This is a genomic window from Paenibacillus sp. FSL R7-0312, assembly GCF_038004445.1.
Taxonomy (GTDB): domain Bacteria; phylum Bacillota; class Bacilli; order Paenibacillales; family Paenibacillaceae; genus Paenibacillus_AQ.
This window is the reverse complement of sequence record NZ_JBBORE010000001.1, coordinates 3,345,150-3,368,704: the sequence shown is the minus strand read 5'-3', so window position 1 is coordinate 3,368,704 and position 23,555 is coordinate 3,345,150. Positions and strand designations below refer to the sequence as shown.

Sequence of the window (23,555 nt, the reverse complement as noted above, 5' to 3'; positions counted from 1 at the left end):
TATGGTGTGGGCTGTTGTTTTTAAAAGAAAAAATCACCCTGCGGGGTGATTGAGGTAAGGACTTATGCGGCGCGTGCAGCTTATAAGACGAAGTGCATTTATCCATCTGCTGTTTACGATTACTTTGTATTTCATTTATTCACATTGTTCTCTAGCTGGCTATGGACAACTTGGGTCGCCAAATTTTGACCCATCCCTCTGCAAGTAGAAACGGCACCCGGTGAATTCAAGTGCTTCAGCTTTTGCCGGCTTCTTTCATCCATACAATCACAGCTTCCCCCGGTAATCCTGGGGCGTCATGCCGAATTGTTCTTTGAACACTTTAATGAAATATTGGCTGTTGGCATAGCCGAGCTGCTCGGAGATTTCATAGATTTTCATATCGGAATTGCGGAGACATGCTACGGCCTGCTCCATCTTCATGTTCAGAATATACTCGCTGATGCTGATTCCGCTGACCTGCTTGAACAGTCTGGAGACATAAGCCGGATGAAGCGAGACGGCGTCCGCTACGAACTGCTGGCTGGCTTCTGCCAGATTGGCGGCAATGCAGCTCTGCATCTCTTTGATAATGCCCAGCCGGTTATTCTGGGTATCCCGTTCCAGCTTGACCTGCAGGGTATCCACCAGCGTTTCGCCCCAGCTGATCAGCTGGGATACGGAGCGGAAGAGTGTTTTATCCAGAAGCTCCCGTCCAACCAGGTCTGACAGCAGGGAATGATTCTTATGGGCAATATAATGAAAAGAGCCCAAGATCATACTGCGGATCTCCTCAATATACTCTTCATTATAGGCCGGCAGATTATTGCTGAGCTCCTTCATCTGCTGCAGTCTTTCTTTGTAGCCTTGCCACTGGCCGGTCTCCAGCAGATGCATCAGCGTCGGAGAAGCATATAAGTCCTTAAGCGGCTGTACCGGCGAGCTCCTCTGCTTATCCGTCAAGGAGATGAAATATCCCTTGTCATTCCCCACCTGCTGTCTCAGCGCCGACTGGGAATCCTCGTACATGGAGCGTATATCCAGCGGAAATCCCCCCGGGTAAGACAGAATGACCGAGATCCCGCCATTCAGATATTCGTTCACACTGCTATGCAGCTGATGGGTGTTATGGGTTAGCTGCTTCAATATTTTGTCCGCGTCCATAGCTTCCTCATCATTGCTCTTCACAAGAAGCACCAGATTCTCGTATGTATCCCGGCAGTGCCACACCTCAAAGCCTGCACCCAGCAGTTCACAAGCGATATTGGTAACCGCATATTCAAAGAGCAGCTGGCTATCCAGCCCGAAGTTCGTGAAATGCTCCTCCAGGCGAATCAGGATCAGGAAGATCCGGTCTTTCTCCTGAAAATTCAATTGATATCCGCTCAGCTTCTCCTTCAGCCGTTGCTCTGGATAAGCTTTGCCCTGAATCAGCTCGGCCAGCAGCTTGTCCCGTAGTGCCGGAAGATGCTCCCGGAAGGCCAGCATCGCCTGCTCATAGGACGCCGTTGTGTCAATCTCCTTCTGAATGATCTTAATCGTGCTCTCCAGTGCAGCACGCAGCTTATGATGATCGAGCGGCTTGACCAGGTACTCCACCACCCCGTATTGAAGGGCTTCCCGGGCATATTCAAACTCGGCATAGCCGGTAAGCAGAATACACTTGACTCTCCGGTGGGTCCACCGCATCTGCTTCACCAGCTCAAGCCCGTTCATTCCGGGCATCGCAATGTCGGTAATGACAATATCAATCGGGTATTGCAGAGCGATCTGCATGGCTTGGGCGCCTGAGTAGGCTTTGTATACTTTTTCAATCCCGAAATCCTGCCATGGAAAAGCAAGCTCCAGGTCATCTACGACATATTGTTCATCATCTACCAGCAGAATTTGCAGAATGCGCTTCTCCCTCCTTATCAATCCGTATCCGGTAACTGGTGCCTTCGGACAGCGCAGAGTCCACGGATAACCCGGAGTCCTTGCCAAAATATAAGCGCAGCCGCTGATTCACGTTCCTCAGTCCGGTTCCCAGCATTTTATTGTTCATTAGATTGTCGTCGATATGGCGGCGGACTGTGCCGAGCCTGTCCTCGCTCATGCCGATTCCGTTATCCTTCACGGTAATCAGAAGATACGAATCCACTTCTTCCGCAGTAATCGAGATAATTCCGGGACTTAAATTCGGTTCAATTCCATGCTTAATACAATTCTCAACAAGCGGCTGCAGAATCATCCGGGGCAGACGGTATTTCCCCGCCTCTGCCGTGACACTGAACTCAAAGGCAATCTCTTTTTTGCGCAGATGGACCATATGAAGGTAATGCTCTACAAATTCCAGCTCATCCTGAAGGGTTGAGTCCAGCTGTTCAATCTTGTGAATATACCGGCAGTACGAGGCCAGATGAAGCGTCATCGCAGTAACCGCCTGATGGTCTTCAATGCTGGCTTTGCTCTGTATGAAATTCAGGCAGTTATAGAGAAAATGCGGGTTGATCTGCGCCTGATACTGCTTCAGCTTCGCTTCCTTGACTTCAATCTCCCCTACCAAGACCTGCTCTATCAGAATTTGGGTATTCTCCGCCATCCGGTTGAAGGAATTGCCCAGCACCCTGAACTCATTGACCTGCAGATCAACGGCGCGGCTGGAGAAGTCGCCCCTGTCGAATCTGTCAATGGCCTTGCGCAGCGTAATCACGGGCTTCTGCACCTGCCTGCGAAGCAGGAGCGTGTAGAACATAATACCCACAAGCACAATCAGCACCGCATAGAGGAACAGCCTGTTGTTGCGGTTGATCGGCTCAATATACTGTCGTTTGGGATAGGCGTCAATGAAATATAGATCCAGCATGTCCGACTTCATGTAATTGATCAAGTACTCTGCATGATGCTCATCCGCTGAAATCGTGCCGCTATTCCCGGTGATCCGGGGGATCATAGACTGCAGTAACTCCTCGGGAAACACTGCACCGGTCTGAATGAACGCCTGCTGAGAGGCATCATATAGGATCGGCATCCCCGACACATATTGCTCCATCATTTTCACAAGATTATCCAGAGAAATCCGCACTTCAATTAACAGCGAGCTGATATGACTGCGCATGATATTGGAGTAATACCCCTTACCCTCCTTATCCATATGCAGAGTCCAGCGGTTGTAGGTTTGCTCCGGAGGGGCAAAGGAGCTGAAGGAGAACGACGAGTCCGAGGATACCGTCTCCTTCTCATCTTCATAATACAGGATAACCGTGTTCTTCCAGGTGGTGGAAGCCGTGTTCAAAGCCAGCTTATCAATGATGGTCAGCTTCATCTCATATTTGGAATACTGATCCCCGAACTTCAGAATATACGGATAACCCCGCACGGACTGATCCTGCGACAACGTAATTGTGTTGGCCAGCACCTGTTCAAACTGCGTGGATAGCTGGGAGGTCATGAATTCAACCTCATACATTTTATTCTTCCTCAGCTCACTCTGAATGTCCTTAACGTTCAATCTGTATATGATCCAAAAAGCCCCAACGATGATCAGAAGCATCAACATCAGGACAAACGACAGCCACTGAAAGATAGACAGACGATATTTCACCTTGGCTCCTCCGAATGAAAGGACGGCCTTAGGGGCCGCCCTTGTCTCCTGTTTCTTTATTTCTGAATGGATTGATACCATTCATTGACCTCTTTGGTCACTTTATCGCCGCCCGTTGTTGTCCATTTCTCTACAAAGGTATCGAATTCATCCACCGGCGCTTTGTCATAAATAATCTTGTTCAGAATTTCTTTCTCCAGCTTCTCCAGCATATCGCCACGGGACAGCTGGGTTTCAGTAGGCGTACCCGTGAACATCTCCGGCATTACGCTGTCTTTTTGGTCGATGATGATTTTGGCCGCTTTGATCTGTTCAGGAATCCGCTCAGACAGATTCTTCTCATATTGGTTCGACGGCTCTGCACCTTCTGCCAGCTTAGCCAGCGTATTCATCATCAGGTTCGGAATAATGGCTCCGTCGTAGGTTAAGGTATAGCGGATCGCATCCACCCAGCCGCCTGGAATCTTATCGCTGTCCTGCTCTTTTAGAATGGTTCCGTCTGGAGCAATATCATAGTCATAGCCTTTGGCGAAGCCATTGACGAAGGTCGTGCTGTCCGGATTCGCCCAGTTGTCAAACAGATAATTCTGATAGACGAAGAAGGCATCCTTATGCTCCATATCCTTGTTGATGAGAACGGCCCCGGAGGCAATCTTCGTGCCGTGTCTGCCTACCTTGCCATCAGGTCCTGCCGGAAGCGGATAAGCCTTGAACTCGGCATCCGGAACGTTCTTCTGCAGATCCGGGAGCGGCCAGCCGGTCATCCAGTAAGGGCCGACAATAATGCCGGACTTGCCAGCTGTGAAGGCTTCAGTTGCTTTGGCTTCATCATACAGGCCGGATTCGGAGGAGATATATCCTTCCTTCATCCACTTCTGCATCGTCGCCAGCCCTTGCTTCATCTCCGGCTGGACAGAACCGTAAGCGAGCTGGTTATCAGCCGTCTTGTTCCACTGGTTAGGCATGGCGCCGAACATTCCAAAGACCCAGCCGGCTTCAGACATCCAGGTATTCAGGTTATTCTTAAATCCTACAGATAGCCCTGTAGTATCCTTCTTTCCGTTGCCGTCCGGATCTTGATTCGTGAAGGCATCCAGCACAGTCTCCAGCTCCGCGAGGGTAGACGGCGCCTTGAGATTCAGCTTCTTCAGCCAATCCTCTCTGATATACATAACAGGATCATTATTATAGGCATTCTCCAGAATCGGAATCCCCATACGTTTACCGTCTCTCATGTACGGATTCCATACGCTTGGCTCCTCTGCCATCGCTTGTTTGTAGATATCGGAGGCATATTTGTCGAATAATTCGCCGGCATCCGTGAACTGGCCGCTGTCAATCAGATCGGATATAAGCGATGGACTACCCCGGAAAGAGATAATGTCCGGCATTTTCTCCCCAGATGTAAGCATCAGACGCAGCTTGGTTTCATAGGCGTTGTTCTGGTCACTGACGGTCCAGAGATACTTGATGTCGATTCCCATTGTATCCTTTGCCCATTTGGTGTGCACGTTATTTTCAATATTTTCGCCATTTTTGAATTTCAGGCTGCTCGCAATGGGAAATACAGTCGTGATGGTCACGGGCGTTGTATATTTACCATTCTCAAAGGGAGCTGAATACATGGAGTCTTCACTAGCTGCCGGCTTGTTGTCTCCTTCTGCCTTCTCCTTATTGGTGTTGCCGCCGCATCCCGCTAGCAGACTCGCGAGCATGGCTGTAGATAACACCGCCATAGCAGAGAATTTCATTTTCTTTATCATTAATCTTGCACCCCTTTAATCAAATTTTAGCAAAAGTTATGGATGAGTACATCTTTTTTAGCGTTTGCATCACCCCCTTTATAGGAAAGGCAGCTATTCCTTAACCGCCCCGAGGACAATTCCTTTCACAAAAAAACGCTGCAGGAATGGGTAGACGATGAGGATCGGTGCCATTCCGATGAAGATTTGGGCTGCTTTGACTGTTCTTTGCGAGATATTCTCAAGATCCTCCGGACGTACCGTCACCTTACTGAAGTCCTGCTGGACAATGACCGTCTGCAGGAAGGTGGCCAGCGGATAGTTCCGGTGATTGGTCATATAGAGCAAACCGTCGAACCAGGAATTCCAATGCCCCACAATCGTAAACAGGGATAAGGTCGCAATCGCCGGCATGGAGACCGGGAGATACACGCTGAACAATGTTCTGAAATGACCGGCTCCGTCAATAAAGGCTGCTTCCTCCATCTCTTTGGGGACCGCTCTGAAGAAGTTAAGCAGCAGGATGATGTTCCATACCGAGACGGCTCCGGGCAGAATCAGCACCCATAACGTATTCATCAAATGCAGCTTCTGAATCAGAATGTACATCGGAACCAGACCGCCGCTGAACAGCATGGTGAACACCAGCAGCCAGATATACAGATTCCGGCGTCTGAACCGGGCATTCTCTTTGGATAGCGCATAGGCGGCCAGAATAACTACTCCCATGCTGAATGCGGTTCCCAGCACCGTCCGCTGCAGCGTCACCCAGATGGAACGGGTGAAATTCTCATTGGCTATGGTCTTGGTATAGGCATCCACGGTGAAATCTATCGGCCACAGACCTACCAGATTGGCATTGGCTGCAGCCTTTCCGCTGAAGGATACAGCAAGGACATGAATGAGCGGAATAACACACAAGACCGAAATCGCAATCATCAGGATATAGTTGAACACGGTGAAGATACGGTATGGTTTTGTCTTATGATACATGCCACGTTGGCCTCCATTCTAGAAAATACGGTAGTTAGCAAATTTATACGAAATGCGGTAAGCTGACACGATCAGGACAAAGCTGACAACCGATTTGAACAGTCCGACCGCTGTGGAGAAGCTGAACTTACCGTCGACAATTCCCAGTCTGTAGACAAACGTATCAATGATATCGCCTTTGTCAAACACAAGCGCATTATACAGGTTGAAGATCTGATCAAACCCTCCGTTGAGAACGTTTCCAAGTGCGAGCGTTCCAACAACGATCGTGATCGGCAGCATGGCCGGCATCGTAATCGCACGCGTCTGCTGCCAACGCCCCGCTCCGTCCACTTCAGCGGCTTCATACAGAGCCGGATTGATTCCGGCCAAGGAGGCCAGGAATACGATGGTATTGAAGCCGAACTCTTTCCATACATCACTTACGACAACGACAAATCTGAACCAATTCCCGTCGCCCAGGAAAAATATCGGTTTGATTCCGAAGACACTCACCAGCACCTGATTGATGAGGCCTCCGTCTCTCGCCAGCAGGTCGGACAGGATACCGCCCAGTATGACCCATGATAGAAAGTGAGGCATATAGACTATGGTCTGCACCATTTTCTTAAATGCCATTTTCCTAACTTCATTAAGCAGCAGCGCGAACAGGAACGGAACGATCAGGCCGGCAATCATCTTCAGACCGGCAATAATCAGCGTGTTCCAGATCACCTGAACGTTCTCGGGAATGCTGAACAGATACTCGAAATGCTCCAGCCCCACCCATTTGGAGGCATTGAATCCTAATCCCGGCTTGTAATTCTTGAAGGCAATGGCAAGGCCGGTCATAGGAATATAAGCAAAGATCAGGGTTAAGATCAACGCCGGCATGACCATCAGATCAAGACTAAGGCTTGTTCTCCATTTTGATTTCTTCCGGGGACTCCCCGCACTCACATCCAGTTTCTCGCCTTTCACGCTGGCAGGCGTAACCAAGTTTTTCATGCTTCTGCTCCCCTTTGCTGGTCAACATGTATCTCTTTACTGTGGTTTATAGATTTATCATAACTAGTAGAGACTTTCAGATATATAATAAATCCAGAGCATAGATAACAATTTGATAACCATGATAATTGTGGGTACATGAGGCAGAGCGAGATTACCCTACAGCCATGACACAGCGAATCGGGGCGGCGCTGTGTTTGGAGGAAGTATAAATGCTGGCACTTGGGTGGACGCTCCGGGTTGCTTCGAGATGCTTGGGCTGTTTCGAGCAACTTGAGCCTGGAACAAGAGTTACACTCCCCTCTGGCAGCATTAGTTGGAAAAACATATCTTAATTTGTCTGAATTGGTGTATTAGAGGAATTTAGTTGGAGATATGTATCTTATTTTCGTGGAAATCTTCTTTTTTGTGCCAATACAGGTATAGTAAGTGCTGTTTTTCCAACTACTGTCTGGCCATGGCCATTCTGCCCGTCAACAAGTGTTGAACATCCAACTATTTCCTGACGCCAACACCGACGCCAACGCGACACCAACTCCAATGCCAACTCCAATGCCGGTGCAGCCGCCATAAGCTCACGCTGCTCACGCCATCGGTACCCGCATGCCTCAGGTGCTATACTCTACTTCAGGTGTCTCTCTCAGCTTCAGGTGACACCCTCTACTTCAAGTGTCACACTCACCCCATCACAAAGAGCAGCGGCCCCTATCGGGAGACCGCTGCTCTGCTCAAAAGATCCTATAGGCTCGCTGACACTAATCTACGGATTCAAGGCAATTATCCGGTACACCACCACAGCAGCCTGTTCCTTGGTCATCCGGGCCTTTGGCAGGAAGTAGCCGTTCTGCGCGCCTTGAATCACTCCGGCAGTCCGCAGCTTCTCTATTGCGGCCGAAGCCTCCCCGGTCAGCAAGTTTAGATCCTTGAAGCCTTGAACAGCAGCGGAGTCACCCTTCAGCCCGATCTGCTGCAACTGGACAACCCGATACATCATCAGCGCCATTTCCTGACGGCTGAGCGTATCGCTCGGACCGTAGAGCCCGTCTGCTCTCCCTTTGACAATATCCAAAGCTCCGGCAATGCCGATGGCCTTGGCATAAGGGGAATCCATGCTGACATCTTTGAAGCCTGGAGCGTCAGCAGCAGTCTGAAGGTCAAAGGCATTGACCAGCAGCTGGGCAAATTCTGCCCGGTTCATCAGCGCACCTGCCTCGTAGGAAGCCTCTGCTCCCAGAGGAAGTATTCCTCTTGCAGCCAGAGCTTCAATGCTCTCGGCGGCCCACTTGCTGCCCTTCTGATCTGTCAGCTTCACTGTAGCGACTGCATATTGGCCCAGTACTTTCGCCTGGAAGGAGACATAGCCTGTGGCCGAATCATATTTACGGTCCTTCACCATCACAAGCTTGCCGTTCTCCAGAACCTGATACACCCCAATCTGATGTGCCCGTTCTCCTGCCTTAAGCTCATAAGGGAGCCTCACGGTGAGGGTAGCAGCGTCAACCTTAGTCGTCTTGACTCCATGGATAGTGAGTGCGAAGTCTAGCACATCGGCTCCATTCAAGCGGTCCTTAACTGCCGCAGGCCATCCGTCCTGCCCCGCACGCTTCACCTGCAGCAGAAGGAAATCTCCGGCCTGTATATCCTGCAATTTCAGCAGTTGCCGGTTCAGGCTTAGGACAGCCCCCAATCCGGTTTCAATCTGAATTTCTGTAATATTCGGCTGTGTGCTCAGGCTCTGCAGCGGAAGCTGGAGCTGCAGCTCTCCGGCTTCTGCAGCCGGCTTGACCGCAATCTTCAGGATGCCGCCTCCGAGCGACTGGAGCACTGCCTGCTGCACACCCTCAGGCGACAGCTTCACATGAAGGATGCCATCCTTATCCGCTACGGGCTGAACAACAATCCGTCCTTCGGTGAAGGTCTCGGCCGGAGCAGGGGCCCGGGACGTTGGAGCAGAGCCTGAAGATGGGGACGGGGACGTCCCTTCAGGCGGAGCCTCCGGTGCCGCCGTAGGCGACACAAAGCTTAGAATCCCGAAATGGGAGGTATCCCGCCACGTATCCTCTCCCTTATCATTCCATTTGCTTGTACTGCGCTTCCCAGCACCTTGATCATCATTGACCTGGATATCAAGCCCGATAGAACTGCCCGGTGTTGCCTTGACCGTTCCGAAATCAATTTTGGCTTCTACACGATACCCGGTGTCCGTGTGAACGACCGCGCTGGTTAATCTGCTCACCGAGGCCCCTCCTCCAAAGGAAGCCACATTATTGATATTAATCCGGTATTGACCGTCGTCCCCCTCATAGTACGGAGTTCTGTTGAAATTCTCATCAATGAAGATTTCAACGGAATCCTGGTCCCATGGATTCACGGCATCTGCCTTGAGCAAGGCATCCTTCACATCTAAGATCAGATATAGGCTGTCCTCCGTCCACAACGATCTCGCTTCTGCGGTGGTGCTGTAAGGAGCGGCAGACATTTTTACCTGAAAAGGCTTCGCTTTCTCCCATTCCGCATCCATCTGTCCGTCGATCTTCACCTGACCTTTCACCGATTCCGCAGCATTAGGCATCGCGGTGTAACGGATGACCCCGTAATGACTCGTATCCGTATCCTGGGATCTGCTTCTGTCATTCCAGTAAGCGGGTACGGCCTCCGGAACACCGGCATCGCTCACCCGGATATCCAGACCCATCTCCAAGCCTGCGGAGCCGCTGACCGATACGAGCGGAATCTTCGCTTCGATCGTATAGCCACCCCCCTGCCCGGTGCTTACGAAGCTGATCCCTTCTGTCCCGGTGCCTGAACGCTGGAGTGTAATCTTCCGGTCATCCGGCTCATAGGCAGAGGTCTTGCTGTTATTCTCATCCAGGAAGATTTCAACCTTATCTTCTCCGTTCAGACTTGGGTCGGTAACGTCTACCTTCACATATAGGTTCTGCGGGTCCCACAGGGTATGAACCTTGGCAGTTACAGTACTCCCCTGTTCAAGCGGAACCGCCGCTGTCTTGTTCCACAGCGATTTCCCGGCTTCGCCGAACTTTGGCGTGCCTTCCAGAGCCAAAGCTACATTATGCAAGGCCGGGAGCTTGGAAGGATCAACTGCGCCCCAGTAGGCCGGCTTCGCTTTTAACTGCTCGTCGAATAACATGGCATGGTTATTGTAGCTTTTCTCATCCTGCACTCCCCAGATGGAGACCGAGGAGATGTTGTCCTTATACTTCTTGTAAAGTTCAAACAGATCCTTATACCGTTTCCCTTGCTGCGCAGCGATACCGGCCGGTAGCGGCGAGTCAGGGCTTATGCCTGTATCCACATCCAGCTCGGTGATCTGAATATCCAGTCCCAGCTGCGAATACATTTGAATGGTTTTTTCTATCTCCTGAGTGCTCGGGGAGTACAAACCATGATGTGACTGGAGGCCCACACCGTCAATCAGATTCTTCGCCTTAAGCCGCTTCAGCAACTGATAGATATGCTCACGCTTTTCCGGTACCTCGGTGTAATAGTCGTTATAATAGAGTTTCGCTTCCGGATCGGCCGCCCGGGCAAATTCAAAGGCCTTCTCGATATAGTCCGGACCAATCAGGTTATACCAAGTTGTCAGTCTCATTCCATTGGGACCGCCGCCATTGTCGGCAATCGCTTCGTTCACTACATCCCAAGCATAGATCTTGCCTTTATAGCGCTGCATGACGGTCTCAATATAGCTCTGCAGACGCTCCAGCAACAGCTCTCTGCTTGCCGGCTTCCCGGCATCGGTGAACATCCATTCTGCGGCATCAGTGTGCCATAGCAGCGCGTGTCCCCGGAGCCCCATTCCGTTCGCTTGGGCAAAATTCACATATTTATCAGCCCCGTCAAAGACATAGGTACCCTCTTCAGGCGCAATAAATTTAGGCTTCATTTCATAGGTTGCCGTGATACTGTTGAAGTGCTTCTTCAGCAGCTCCCCGTAGATCCCTTCCATTTGCCAGGAATACGCAGCGGCTCCGATCGCGAAGTCGTCAGCGAAGACCTCTTTTAACCCGGGAATATCCTGTTCAATACTCATCTCCGGGGCAGGCTCAATCAATACATCATCGACATAGAAGGATAAGGTATCTACGGTATCCTCCGTAATGTAGGGAGTCTCCACGAAAAGGTTCATTTCAGACGGCTGGTCGCTGTACTGGAATTTGCCCTTGAGCAGATGCCATTGCTCCCATTGATCCGCCTTAATACTAACCTTATCAATCGCATTCCAGCTCTCGGAGCCGGCTTTCTTATACACGGTCATCTGCAGGCTTTGGTCTACCTCCGGCTTCTCCTTAAGGCGCACAGCCATAGAGATCTGGTAGCTTTTGCCCGGCCGCAGATGCTCCTTCACACTCAGGCTTGGGCCATAAAAGCTGCGCTGTCTCTCCTCTACCAGCATACTGTGAGTCCCGGTGTTAGCGGCTTCCTGGCTCACCGTAAGCGATTCCGGTCCAATCCGGTTCTTCCAGCCCTGCAGCGTCCCATCTTCAAAGTCCGTGCGTAGCCCTTCCTCCCCGTCCGGAATGTCAACCGCTGCGGCAGAGATCTTGACATCGTCCACGTAGAATGCGTTTCCTGCTGCGGCTTCTGCATAAATCTCCGTGAAGCCTACATTACTACCTGTAATAAAAGCACCTTCAAGATAAGTCCATTCCTCCGACCACTTCGCTCCGTTAAATTCCGCTACTGGCTTCCAGTCCTCGGTTTCACCGATTTTGGTATGCACCGTAAATTTGACCGGCGCCGGAGATTTCACCCAAGCTCCCACGGTGTAGGCTGTATTCGGAGCCATGTGATCCGTCAGAACCTGATTGGGCCCTTCCCAATCCTTGGTACGTCCATCCACATACAGGCTGTAGGCGCCCCCATGATAGACCGCCTTCGTTACTGTAAGCTGTTCGTCGCCTTTCTTGGTCCAGCCCTGTACGGTGCCGTCCTCATAATCAGAAGCAAGAATAACGGCCGGGCCTCCCTCAGCCGCAGCATGGACCGGAGTCCGCATGGGCAGCACTGAAGCAGCGAAGACCATCAGCGCAAGAGCCCCTATCATGATTTGTTTACGACCAAACATTCGTATCCTCCTTCGGTTCATCCCTATCCAGCGGATTCCTGATTGAATTATAGCCGTTTGGAAAACGTTTACAAATAACAATATGGATGGATAGATAACAAAATGATGAGCGGAGAGAGGAAATTAACCTGCGAGGGGGAAAAGCGGGCGACGGGGAGACCTGTTCTGCATTATAAGTGTGTTTTGTAGAACGAAAACCGGCCCGGCCCACGCACTCCAGCACATTGCGATTGTATTCGGTTTTTCGCATACATTTGGTCTGGTTACCCTCACAGCAGCTCATTGTATTCGGTTTTTCTGTGAAAATACGTCTGGCACTGCGATAAACGCACGGCCTACGCGGCGCACCCAGTCCAATTGTGTTCGGTTTTTCGATTACATTTGGCCTACGCGGTGCACCCAGTCCAATTGTGTTCGGTTTTTCGATTACATTTGGCCTACGCGGCGCACCCAGTCCAATTGTATTCGGTTTTTCGCATACATTCGGCCCACTTGCCTGCATGCTGCCCACTGTATTCGGTTTTTCGCGTACATTCGGCCCACTTGCCTACACGCTGCCCGTTGTATTCGGTTTTTCGCATACATTCGGCCCACTTGCCTACACGCTGCCCACTGTATTCGGTTTTTCGCGTACATTCGGCCCACTTGCCTGCATGCCTGCACATTGTATTCGGTTTTTCGCGTACATCCTGGGCTCCTCGTTTATCGTTTGGCCTGTCTGGTGGAATCCGGGCAGTGTCCGCTACAACACAAAAGCAGCACACCCCATCCACCTGAAGTGTACTGCAATCTGTATGGACTATTATTTACTCTGCATTATTTACTCTGCCTTATTTACTCTGCATTATTTGCTCGCCATACTGTACGACTATACGGTCCCCCGGCTGTGTCTGTAGACTAATCAGCCCGTCCGGAGAAGGCTCCAGGCGCTGTTGGTGTTCCCCGCTCATAACCTTCACAGGGCGTTCTGCCAGAATAGAGCATATTCCCCCGTGATGAGACGTAATTTCAACTTGCCCTAGGGCTCCCGCAGTCCAGGTCAGGCTTACTTCAAAGCCGCCGCGTGCCCGCAGTCCCTTCACCCTTCCCTCACCCCAGCTTGCCGGCAAGGCGGGCAGGAACTCCAGATACCCCTGGTGCGATTGCAGCAGCATCTCGGCAATCCCTGCCGTAGCTGCAAAGTTCCCGTCAATCTGGAACGGCGGGTGGGCGTCGAACAGGTTCGGATAGACACCGCCGCGTTCATTGTTAATGGCCTCCGGCTTGACCAGTGTTAACAGATTGGAGATCAGCTGCTTGGCCCGGTCACCCTGTTTGAATCTGGCCCACAGTCCGATTTTCCAGCCCAGACTCCAGCCTGTTCCTCCGTCCCCGCGATTCTCAAGTGAGGTTCTGGCCGCTTCATACAGCCCGGGAACCAGCTTCTCTGTAATCGATCTTCCGGGATAGACCCCGACCAGATGGGAGACATGGCGGTGATGCACATCCTCGCCCTGCAGATCAACCGACCACTCCTGAAGCTGGCCTTGCGCACCGATCTGCAGCGGCAGCAGCCGCGCCTTGGCAGCTTGCAGAGTCCGAGTGAATTCTCCATCAAGCTGGAGCAATTCCGCAGCCTGGATACAGTTTGTGAACAGCTCCGCAATCAGCGTCAAATCCATCGTCGCCGCTTCACTGACCGCGTACCGCTTGTCCCCGTCTACGATTTTGTGTTCAGGGGAAGTGGATGGGGAAGTAATGAGATACCCGTCCTTGTTCTCAATCAGCCAGTCCAGGCAGAACATAGCCGATTCCTTCATCACAGGGTATGCGCTCTCCCGGAGATAGGACAGATCACCGCTGAATGCGTAGTGCTCCCACAAATGCTGGGTTAGCCATACTCCGCCCATCGCCCAGGATGCCCATACCGGATCGCCATCGCCGAAGCCGCCAACGGGAGCCGTCTGCGCCCAGAGATCCGCATTATGATGGGCTACCCAGCCGCGGGCGCCATAGTTCGTGCGGGCGGTCTCCCTGCCGTTGACTGCCAGCCTCCGGGTATAGTCAATCAGAGGCTGATGCAGCTCCGCCATATTGCAGACCTCTGCCGGCCAATAATTCATTTCCGCATTGATATTCAGCGTATAGTTGCTGCTCCAAGGCGCCCGGGTATCCTGATTCCAGATGCCCTGCAGATTCGCCGGCTGCGTTCCCGGACGGGAGCTTGCAATCAGCAGGTAGCGGCCATAATGGAACAGGAGCTCTACCAGACCCGGATCATTGCTTCCGTAGGCGGCAATTCTCTGATCCATCGGCATACCCTCCGGGGCCAGGCTCTCTCCAAGGTGCAGCTCTACCCGGTCAAACAGCTCACGGTGGTCGGCAACATGACGGCCCAGCAGCCCGGCATAAGGCTCATAAATAATGCGCTGCACAACTTGCGCAGTGTGCTGCTGCACATCGTAATCCGTCTGCACGGTTCCCGATTCCGCATCGAAGGAGGTCGCTGCGCTGAAATAGAGAACGGCTTCCGTCGCTCCCGTTACACGGATACCCTCTGCTGTGGCTTCAAGGGTTCCCCCGGTCTGCACAGCGGCCAGGCGGCCGTGGAACTCCAGACTTCGCGGAGACTCCCCGCCATAGCGGACCGGTTCATCCACATCGTAGTAATTCGGTGCCACATATTCCGGGGCATGTCCCGTGATCGTGTAATGCTCCCCCTCTGCTTCCGAGCGGAAGCGGAGCGGACTGTCCAGCTTCGCCCGGAAGCTGATCGCATGGTCCTTGCTTGCCGAGAGACGGACAACAATTACCTGATCGGGATGAGAGGCAAAGACCTCACGGCTATACCGGATACCGCCGATCTCATAGGAGACGGTGCCGATACCCGTTGACAGATCCAGATTCCGGCTGTAGTCTCCTTGAATGACCTGTCCATGCTCCATCGTAAGGAGCAGATCCCCGAACGGCAGATACGACTGTACATACGGACCCATCATTTGCTTGCACAGCTCATCTGCTTCTTCATTTTTGCCTTCTGCAATCAGTGCCCTTACTTTAGGGAGAATCTCCTTGGCCCCGGGGTTATTCCAGTCTGTCTTATATCCTGACCACAGGGTATCCTCATTCAGAGCCAGTCGTTCCTTCTCGATACCGCCAAAAATCATCGCTCCCAGTCTTCCGTTCCCGACTGGAAGCGCCTCCACCCAATAAGTGGCAGGCGTATTAAATGAAATATTCATTGCGCAGACTACCTCCATACACCTTAATTTCTATACTGCTGAACCCTTCAATCCTGACAACACTATCATTATATAAGCTTCTATCAGGAAAGACGAATCCGCAGTGTATAATCCAGCGGTGTTATCAGTGTCACAATGACCTTCTGACAGCCGTCCGGATAGCTCATGCCACGGATGTCCGCCAAGTGATGCTCATGGCAGCCCTGGTCGAGCTCCATCCAGTCCTCACCGGAGCTGTAGCGCAGCGTGCCGTTTGTCCAGAATGCTGCCCCGTTCATTCCCGGCACCGGCGTCAGCGCAGAACCTTCAAGTCTGCCCTCGCTCCCAAAGAGCAGGACGATCTGGGTCAGCACATCCACAGGGGATGGTGCAATGAAGTGCAGATCCCAACCGGCATCGTTCTCACTTACCTGGACGGAGACTCCGCTTACCTGAGAATGGGTGAGCGCTCTCTCTCCATGAGGCAGCAGATACCAGGGACTGCAGGGAAAACCGGATCGGGAAGGCAGCTTGTCCGCCGGAATCGTACCGTAGTAGCCCTTCTCAGCGACTGACTCAAGTCGGAAGCCGGTCTCCATCTCCGCAAGCGAGTCCATGGTAATCAGTCCCGGCTCGAAGCTCGAAGCCAGCTGAACCCCAAGCAGCTTTGCCCGGCCATGCCGCAGAGAGAACAGAGAGGAGGCTTCGGTCATCACACTTACGCTTGTCGCTCCGCTGCGGACCCGGGCGACCGGTGCGCCGAATTCCGTATGCTGCTTGCTGTGGCGGACAGGGCCACCGTAACCGTCCTGCCCGATTCTGCCCAACAACTCCTGACGGCCCCACATGCCATTGATTACCTTGCGGTACCGCTCAGGCAATTGTCCCGGTTGAACAGAAGAGGCCTGCATCTGCGGATACAGCAGGAAGCCCAGCATAATCTGATTGGGCAGCGAACCCGGATGTGTAATCGAGCCGCCCGCCAGGTCGGCGAGGGCAGCGAATTCAGGGTCGCCGTCATGCTCAGCCATCAGCTTATAGCACAGGTAATAATCTGCCAGTGAGTAGACACTGCCGAAATCCTGCCGCCCCGAATAATCGGTTACTACCTCCCCATCCGGATGAACCAGATATTTCATCATACCAAGGTTCTGGCGGACCGGCTCCAGCAGCTCAGGCCGGCTCAAATCCTGCGCAGCATAATAGAGCATTATGTCACTGACCGTGTTATAGATTCCATTACTCCGTTCTGTCCACTCTCCATCCGGGGTGATATCCATCCCCTCCTGAAGCCATTCTCCGGCCCTGGATTGCAGTGATTCCAGCGCGAATATCCGGTATAAAGAACCCAATGCCGCTGTCAGCACCCAGCGGTGATTAGGTGTATGTACGCCGCCGCTCAGCATCGCCGGAATCGTCCGCTCCAGGAAGGTTCTAATCTGCCCAGCCACCGGCATCAGCGGTTGCCAGGTCTGCCGCTCCAGCAGCGTGAGGATATTGGTTAATCCGACTACAACAAACGCCGTATCCGGCGGGGAATGATAATTCGTCCAGCCCGGTGATATCGTACCATCGTCATGCTGAAACCGCAGCATGAAATCCATTGCCACATGCAACTGCTCCAGCAGCACCAGATCCCGGTAATATCGCGACAGAGGATTCACCAGCGCAGCAGCCCATGCCGCAAGGTACTGGGCCGTACCTGTGTGATTCGGCCAGGCAACACCGCTTAGCGGATCACGCACGCCCCCGAAATACCGGCTCTCCCGGTCACCAATTTGCTGCTCCATGGATTCCTGTGTCCATTTGTCATTAATGGCAGTTACCTTCTTGAACATCTGCCTGTTCCCCCTATCCGTCAGCCATTTTTGGGTATGAATACTACAACACCTGCTCCAGGCGAGAGCCTCAGCCTTTCACGGCTCCGGTCATTACACCCGAGACGAAATATCTCTGCAGCCAAGGATAGACTAGCAGAATAGGAACGGTTGCGAACATCACCGTTGCTGCCTTCAGGCTCTCAGGTACAACCGTGCTGATCGCGTTCCCCTCCATCCTCATCAGGTCGGACACCTGGCTGTTCTGAATCATATGATAGAGCTTAAGCTGCAGCGGGTACAGCTCCGGTTTCGTAATATACATCAGCGTGTCCTGGAAACCATTCCATCTGCCCACAGCGTAGAACAGGCTCAAGGTGGCAAGCACCGGCATGGACAGGGGCAGAATAATGCGGATCAGTGTACCGAACTGGCTGCTGCCGTCGATCTCTGCGGACTCCTTCAACGCATCAGGAATACCAGCCAGAAATGAGATCAGGATAATCATATAAAAGGGGCTGATCAGCCCGGGCAGAATGAGCGCCCAGATTGTATTGAGCAAATGCAGCTCACGCGTCAGAATATATTCAGGAATAATCCCGCCGCTGAAGAACATCGTAACCACAATCACAAACATGAAGACCTTGCGGCCCTTCAAATCTCTCTTCGACAGCGCATAACCGGCCGCAACCGTCATCACCATGCACAGAACCGTAAACAGCACGGTCAGAAATATAGTAAAGGCCAGCGAGCGGATCATAGCGGCATCACTGAACACTTTTTTGTACGCCTCAACATTGAAGTCCAAAGGGAATAAAGTTACTTTTCCCGAAGTGATCGGCACCGTTCCGCTGAAGGATACAGCCAGAATATGAAGAAACGGAATCAGACATGCCAGCACCGATAGGGTTAGACAGATCACAATCCATGTATCAAACGCCTTGTTAGCTGCTCTTCCACTCATAATGTTCACTCCATATCCAAAGGTTGATTATAGGATGCTCTCGTCCGTAAGCTTCTTGGAGATATAGTTCGCCACCAGCAGGAATATCAATCCGACCACCGCCTGGAACAATCCGACTACCGTAGCCAGAGTATACTGCCCGGATTCCAGGCCGATCCGATAGACAAAGGTACTTAGCACATCCGAGTATTCCATAACAGCAAGGTTACCGATGACAAACGGCCGTTCGAAGCCGATGGAGATCATATTGCCCAGATTAATAATCAGCAAGGTAACGATCGTCGGCTTGATGCCCGGAATCGTAATATGCAGAATACGCTTCAGCCTTCCCGCCCCGTCTACCTCAGCAGCCTCAAACAGCTCCTTATTAATCCCGGTGAGTGCCGCCAGATAGAGAATCGTCCCCCAGCCTGCGCTCTGCCAGACACCGGTCAGCAGGTACGTAATCAACCAGTAATTTTTGTCGGAGAGAAAAGGAATCGCATCCAGCCCCAGGCTCATTAACAGATTGTTAATCATCCCGGACTGAACCCCGAACAACTGGTATACGATGCCGCCGATGATTACCCAGGAAATAAAGTGCGGAACATACAGAATCGTCTGGGACAGCTTCTTGAACCAGACCACCTTAAGCTCAAACAGCATAATGGCAATAATCAAGGGTGCGGGAAAAGAGACGATCAGATCAAGAAAATTCAGCATCAATGTATTACGCAAGGTTACATAAAAATCCTGATTCGCAAATACCTCACGGAATCCATCCAAACCAATCCATTCACTTCCGCCGATGCCTTTGAAAAAGTTGAAATCCTTAAACGCAATTTGCACACCATACATTGGACCGTATTTGAAAATGATAAAGAACATAATGGGCAGCACCAGCAATGCGTACATCTGCCAATTTCTGCGGAAATAACGGGTGTGTTCCACAACGATTCCTCCTTCACTGTGCCTTGGGCTGTAAAGGGAGCGGCAAGACCTGCTGCCCCGCCGTTCTCCCTCCCGAACCCTAATTCATTATTTCTGCTCGCTGTAGGCAGCCTTGCGTTCATCCAGAATAGCTTGTCCGCCGCTTGACATATAGTCCTTCAGCATACTCTCATAGGTGACTTCGAACTCACCCGGTGACACCATAATCGACTTCACCATCAACTGCTTCGCCTTATCGCTAAGCGTAGTACCGTATTTGCTCTCAGCTTCAATCGGGCGGCTTGTGAACACAGGCTCAACTACATCGGTAGTTGAAATGGCCAGTGATTTCGCAATAATGTCCTGATATTGAGTTCTGAAGCTCTTCACAAACGCTTCATTGTTCTTCTCCTGACTCTCGAAGATCCGGCCGTTGGCAATAATTCCGATATCCCCGCCGCCCATCAGCTTGTTGGCAGATTCTACAGACAGATCCGGTATGGAGACAGGCACTCCATCTTCCAGCTTATAATGCTCTCCTTCAATCCCGTTCTGAATGTACTTCAGATGGTCATCCGAAGCCATCCAATTCAGATATTTGACCGCTTCTACGGCATGTTTACTGGATTTTGGAATCATGATATACATCCCGTTCGGAGCAGACACCGGCTTCGCCTTCTTGCCTTCACTGTTCGTAAACGGATCTATGGCCGTCAGCACAGCGTTAGGATTGTTCTTCGAGAGCACATCATAAGTACCGTCTGGGTAAAAGATCGCGTCGTTATCGTCACTGAATGCACCCACTAGGCCGTTGCCGATGTTCTGTGTAAGGGTCTCCTTATTCTCATCCAAGGCAAAATCCTTGCTGATCAGCCCTTCATTATACAGCTTGTTCATATATTGGACGGCTTCCTTGAATCCGGGCAGCAGAATCGGGAAATCACGGGAGCTCAGGTTCTGCGTAAGCTCGAAGCGTTCCTGCTCGCTGACCGGCTTGATGAAGGACCAGACCAGAGAGTCGTATTGTGCCACAGCAATCGTCATGCCCAGCGGAATCACCTTGCCGCCGGTTTCGCCCGGGTCCTTCTCCTTGAATGCCGTCAGTGTATTGTATAGCTCCTCCGTGGTTGCCGGAACCGGAAGCCCCAGCTTATCCAGCCAGTCCTGGCGGACAAAGGATGCATACTTGCCCACTGTAGACCGTTTGGCCGGAATACTGTATTGGACACCATCATATTGGCCGTAGCGGAGTGTATCCTCGCCAAGGAACTTTGTCAGATTCTGACCATACTCCTTCAGCAGCGGTGTCAGATCTGTCAGTCCGCCTTGTTCAGCATATTTATTGAAAGTCCCGGAATCATAAGTAAAGACGATATCAGGGACATCAGTTCCGCTGGCCATCAGGACGTTAAGCTTCGTCACTTCCTCCGAGCGGGGGATAGGAATAAATTCCACATTGATATTGTTAGTTTTACCGAAATTCTCTTTAACGTAATTGGTTAAAAAGTTGTCAGAAGCTGTCAGACCCGCAGGAGCATTGCCACGGTCAAAAATTTCGATCTTCAAGCTGCCCGCTTGCTCTGACCCGCCGCTGTTTGCAGCGGAATTCTCTGACGAGCATGCCGATAATAAGAGGGATGACATCATAACCGCTCCGAGACCCAGAGCCACTTTTCCTTTAACGCTATCAATTGTCATATTTCCTATCACCTATCCCTTTCGAAATCTTGTTTGATCAGCCTTTAGCTCTATTATGTTATGTTTCAGGCTTGATCATGGGATGAATTATTACATTTTGTTCTGAAATGTACAATAAACATGTTTCTAGTTGTTTTTTCATGAAAAATCAATCAAAATACAGCATTTTTCATTTCAAATATACAATTATCGTGAATGTTCAGCTCTAAAAAAACAGAAACATCAGAAATACATAACTTATACATAACACATTAAGTTATATATACAGTTAGAAATCAAAAAGCGCAAACCCGGGATAATCAGAATTGGGTTTGCGCAATCACTATTGATCTTCATCTTTATAGAGCTTCAATTTACGGTAATCTCCCGGCGTCATTCCAGTAATGCGCTTGAAGACTCTTCCGAAGCTGATGGAATTAGCATATCCAATCTGCAGCGCGATATCCTGAATACTGTCCGAGGTCGTATCCAGCAGCTCCTTAGCCTTCTTCAACCGCAGCTCCGCCAGAAAGTCCACAAACTTCATATTAAATTCTCCCTTGAACAGATAGCTGGCGTATTTCGCGGAGATCTGGAACCGCTCGCTCAAATGGCTCAAAGAAAGATCCGGGTTGGCATAGTGCTCCTCAATATAATGTTTAACCTCCATGATCATGACGCGGTGGCTCTTAAGCTCATTGACCGACACATAGACATGATAGGTTTCATTCAGCCATCCGGTCAGCAGCAGCCTGATCTCCTCCAGATCAGTGCATCCCCGGATGCGTTCCCGCAGTCCTCCAGTCCATTCTGCCGCGAGTTGCCGGTCCAGCGTGTCCGAAATTCCCTTAAGCTCCTGCTCCAGTGCCTGCAGCATAACCTCCAGAAGCATGTAGATCTCTTCATCCTTCATATGATCCTTACGGAAGGAATCGAAAATTTCGTCCAGCCGGATTCTCCAGTTCTCGCCTGACAGCCGGAATTCCCGGACAAGCTGTGTAAAGCTCCCAAAATACTTGTAGCTCTGTAGTGCAGAGTCGTCATTCTGCCGGTCCATAGGGACCGCCGCTATATCTGTGCCCATCGCGAGCCGGTGACTCAGCACTTCAGCAGCCGCTGCATAAGAGTACTGGATATCCTGCCAGGACTCCACCACCGAACCAATCCCGAAGGTAAGGGGCATCCGCAGATTATCGAGAATCCAGCTATGGCAGCCTTTTGCCAGCTCAAGCATGGTATCCTGGTTATCCTCTGCAGATCGGTACCGGAGACCAATAATGATCCCCAGCCGCTGCCCGCTTATCCATTCAGACCATGCCTGTAGCTGCTTATCCGCCAGCAGATCCCTGAGTACGTTGGTCAATGCAAATTTCAGCAGATTCTGATCCTGCAGCGATAAGGCATGCCATTCCTTCTCCCGGTTCAGCTCTGCCACAAATACAACAAAGCCCTCGAACTCGTAGTTGCCCTCGAAAGGGTCCAGTGCTGCCAGCCGCTCCGCTGCCTCCTTCGGCCGTTCACCCCCGAGGAAATCCAGGAACAGCTCCCGGCGCTGAATAACCAGATTCTCATAGCGCTCCCGTTCATAATCCGTAGTCATTTGCACCAGCCTGTCCAGCGCATTATGCATCAGGACCAGCTCATCCGAATCAACGGCAGCAGCAGTATGCTGGACTTGCGGCTGTAATGCCTGAATCCGCACCATCAGTTGATGGATCGGCCGGTAATTACGCCTTGTGATATAGATGATATAGAACACGCCCAGTGCAATGGTCAGCAGCCCTAGGATGAACCAGACATAAGAAATAACAGAGATCCAATCGAATAAGCGGCCAGCCTGGAGTCCGCTCTCGAAGGTCCAGCCCAGATTCTTCGCCTGGACCTTCGAGAGTGTTCTGTTATTCTCACCGTCTGCGGCTGGAGAGGAATCATAGATCGGAGTACCTGCCGCATCCTTGATCCGTAAGAATGACAATTCTCCATTTGTTAAGCTGTCCACCAGACGCTCCATGCGGTGTACGCTGACATTAATCACGATATAACCATCGGAGCCCCAAGGTATCGGAAGCCTGCTGGCCAGACTGATGACCGGTCGCAGATCCTGGGAGTTCCTAGGCTGGTACATCCGTACAGCACTCCAGCCCTGCTGCTCCTTGTGCGCGGATAGTTCATCCAGGTAAGTATCCTCAAGCGTCTGCTCCGAATTCATATACCCGCTTTGGCCCAGCATCAGCTTGTCCTTGTTGCGGTAGACATAGATGGAATCAATGAGACTGAAGCGTTCCGCGAGACGGTTCATACTCTGAACCACTTCATAGGAGCCATTGACCGGCGGGGCATTACCGGAGGAATCATCCAGGAAGTCATTATAGGAATAATTATTCCCGATCTCCTGCAGTACCCCAAGCTCTACATCGCTTAAAGTCCGCTCCACTGTATCGACAATATAGCTGGTGGAGATATAATTGGCTTTTGCAGTCTCGCTGCGGGACAACTCTGTAACAATCATAAAGGCCAGAAATATAAGTACGGTAACTACAAGCAGAAAGACAGGGAAGTATGAAAATAGCATCCGACTATACCAACTGCGCTTCATAGATCTTCCCCTTCCTTTT

The 23,555-nt window shown here is 51.4% G+C and carries 12 protein-coding genes; all 12 read right to left on the bottom strand.

Going from position 1 to position 23,555, the window contains the following annotated elements; all coding sequences use genetic code 11:
- Positions 1-267 precede the first annotated feature (267 nt).
- Positions 268-1,896 carry a response regulator gene (locus MKX70_RS14680; RefSeq protein ID WP_052416653.1) on the bottom strand — a complete coding sequence of 543 codons (1,629 nt, stop codon included), beginning with the start codon at positions 1,894-1,896 and terminating at the stop codon, positions 268-270.
- A complete protein-coding gene (locus MKX70_RS14675) occupies positions 1,850-3,562 on the bottom strand; it encodes a sensor histidine kinase (protein WP_197072969.1) in 1,713 nt (570 codons plus the stop codon). The genes MKX70_RS14680 and MKX70_RS14675 overlap by 47 nt, the downstream gene beginning before the upstream one ends.
- A gap of 56 nt (positions 3,563-3,618) precedes the next feature.
- Positions 3,619-5,325: an extracellular solute-binding protein gene (locus MKX70_RS14670; RefSeq protein WP_340840237.1), complete on the bottom strand. Its 1,707-nt coding sequence runs from the start codon at positions 5,323-5,325 to the stop codon at positions 3,619-3,621.
- A gap of 93 nt (positions 5,326-5,418) precedes the next feature.
- Positions 5,419-6,297: a carbohydrate ABC transporter permease gene (locus MKX70_RS14665; RefSeq protein ID WP_042238424.1), complete on the bottom strand. Its 879-nt coding sequence runs from the start codon at positions 6,295-6,297 to the stop codon at positions 5,419-5,421.
- 18 nt (positions 6,298-6,315) lie between these two features.
- Positions 6,316-7,284 carry an ABC transporter permease subunit gene (locus MKX70_RS14660; protein ID WP_081956627.1) on the bottom strand — a complete coding sequence of 323 codons (969 nt, stop codon included), beginning with the start codon at positions 7,282-7,284 and terminating at the stop codon, positions 6,316-6,318.
- Between the two features lie 760 nt (positions 7,285-8,044).
- Positions 8,045-12,373, bottom strand: coding sequence for an endo-1,4-beta-xylanase (locus MKX70_RS14655; protein ID WP_340840236.1), 4,329 nt, complete (start codon positions 12,371-12,373; stop codon positions 8,045-8,047).
- Between the two features lie 830 nt (positions 12,374-13,203).
- Positions 13,204-15,594, bottom strand: a complete 2,391-nt coding sequence (locus tag MKX70_RS14650) for a glycoside hydrolase family 95 protein (RefSeq protein WP_340840235.1) — start codon at positions 15,592-15,594, stop codon at positions 13,204-13,206.
- Between the two features lie 83 nt (positions 15,595-15,677).
- Complete coding sequence (locus MKX70_RS14645) at positions 15,678-17,411, bottom strand: hypothetical protein (protein ID WP_340840234.1); 1,734 nt, start codon at positions 17,409-17,411, stop codon at positions 15,678-15,680.
- Between the two features lie 70 nt (positions 17,412-17,481).
- Entirely contained in the window at positions 17,482-18,354 is an 873-nt protein-coding gene (locus tag MKX70_RS14640; protein ID WP_340783791.1) for a carbohydrate ABC transporter permease, read from the bottom strand.
- Positions 18,355-18,381: 27 nt separating this feature from the next.
- Positions 18,382-19,248, bottom strand: coding sequence for an ABC transporter permease (locus MKX70_RS14635; protein ID WP_445323706.1), 867 nt, complete (start codon positions 19,246-19,248; stop codon positions 18,382-18,384).
- A gap of 123 nt (positions 19,249-19,371) precedes the next feature.
- Positions 19,372-20,961 carry an extracellular solute-binding protein gene (locus MKX70_RS14630; protein WP_042238431.1) on the bottom strand — a complete coding sequence of 530 codons (1,590 nt, stop codon included), beginning with the start codon at positions 20,959-20,961 and terminating at the stop codon, positions 19,372-19,374.
- Positions 20,962-21,283: 322 nt separating this feature from the next.
- A complete protein-coding gene (locus MKX70_RS14625) occupies positions 21,284-23,536 on the bottom strand; it encodes a helix-turn-helix domain-containing protein (protein WP_340840231.1) in 2,253 nt (750 codons plus the stop codon).
- Positions 23,537-23,555 lie beyond the last annotated feature (19 nt).

What these genes read in the sequence shown, in the direction of transcription:
- MKX70_RS14670 (WP_340840237.1), bottom strand. Translation starts at nt 5,325, where the DNA reads ATGATAAAGAAAATGAAATTCTCTGCTATGGCGGTGTTATCTACAGCC.
- MKX70_RS14665 (WP_042238424.1), bottom strand. Translation starts at nt 6,297, where the DNA reads ATGTATCATAAGACAAAACCATACCGTATCTTCACCGTGTTCAACTAT.
- MKX70_RS14660 (WP_081956627.1), bottom strand. Translation starts at nt 7,284, where the DNA reads ATGAAAAACTTGGTTACGCCTGCCAGCGTGAAAGGCGAGAAACTGGAT.
- MKX70_RS14655 (WP_340840236.1), bottom strand. Translation starts at nt 12,373, where the DNA reads ATGTTTGGTCGTAAACAAATCATGATAGGGGCTCTTGCGCTGATGGTC.
- MKX70_RS14650 (WP_340840235.1), bottom strand. Translation starts at nt 15,594, where the DNA reads ATGAATATTTCATTTAATACGCCTGCCACTTATTGGGTGGAGGCGCTT.
- MKX70_RS14645 (WP_340840234.1), bottom strand. Translation starts at nt 17,411, where the DNA reads ATGTTCAAGAAGGTAACTGCCATTAATGACAAATGGACACAGGAATCC.
- MKX70_RS14640 (WP_340783791.1), bottom strand. Translation starts at nt 18,354, where the DNA reads ATGAGTGGAAGAGCAGCTAACAAGGCGTTTGATACATGGATTGTGATC.
- MKX70_RS14635 (WP_445323706.1), bottom strand. Translation starts at nt 19,248, where the DNA reads ATGTACGCATTGCTGGTGCTGCCCATTATGTTCTTTATCATTTTCAAA.
- MKX70_RS14630 (WP_042238431.1), bottom strand. Translation starts at nt 20,961, where the DNA reads ATGACAATTGATAGCGTTAAAGGAAAAGTGGCTCTGGGTCTCGGAGCG.
- MKX70_RS14625 (WP_340840231.1), bottom strand. Translation starts at nt 23,536, where the DNA reads ATGAAGCGCAGTTGGTATAGTCGGATGCTATTTTCATACTTCCCTGTC.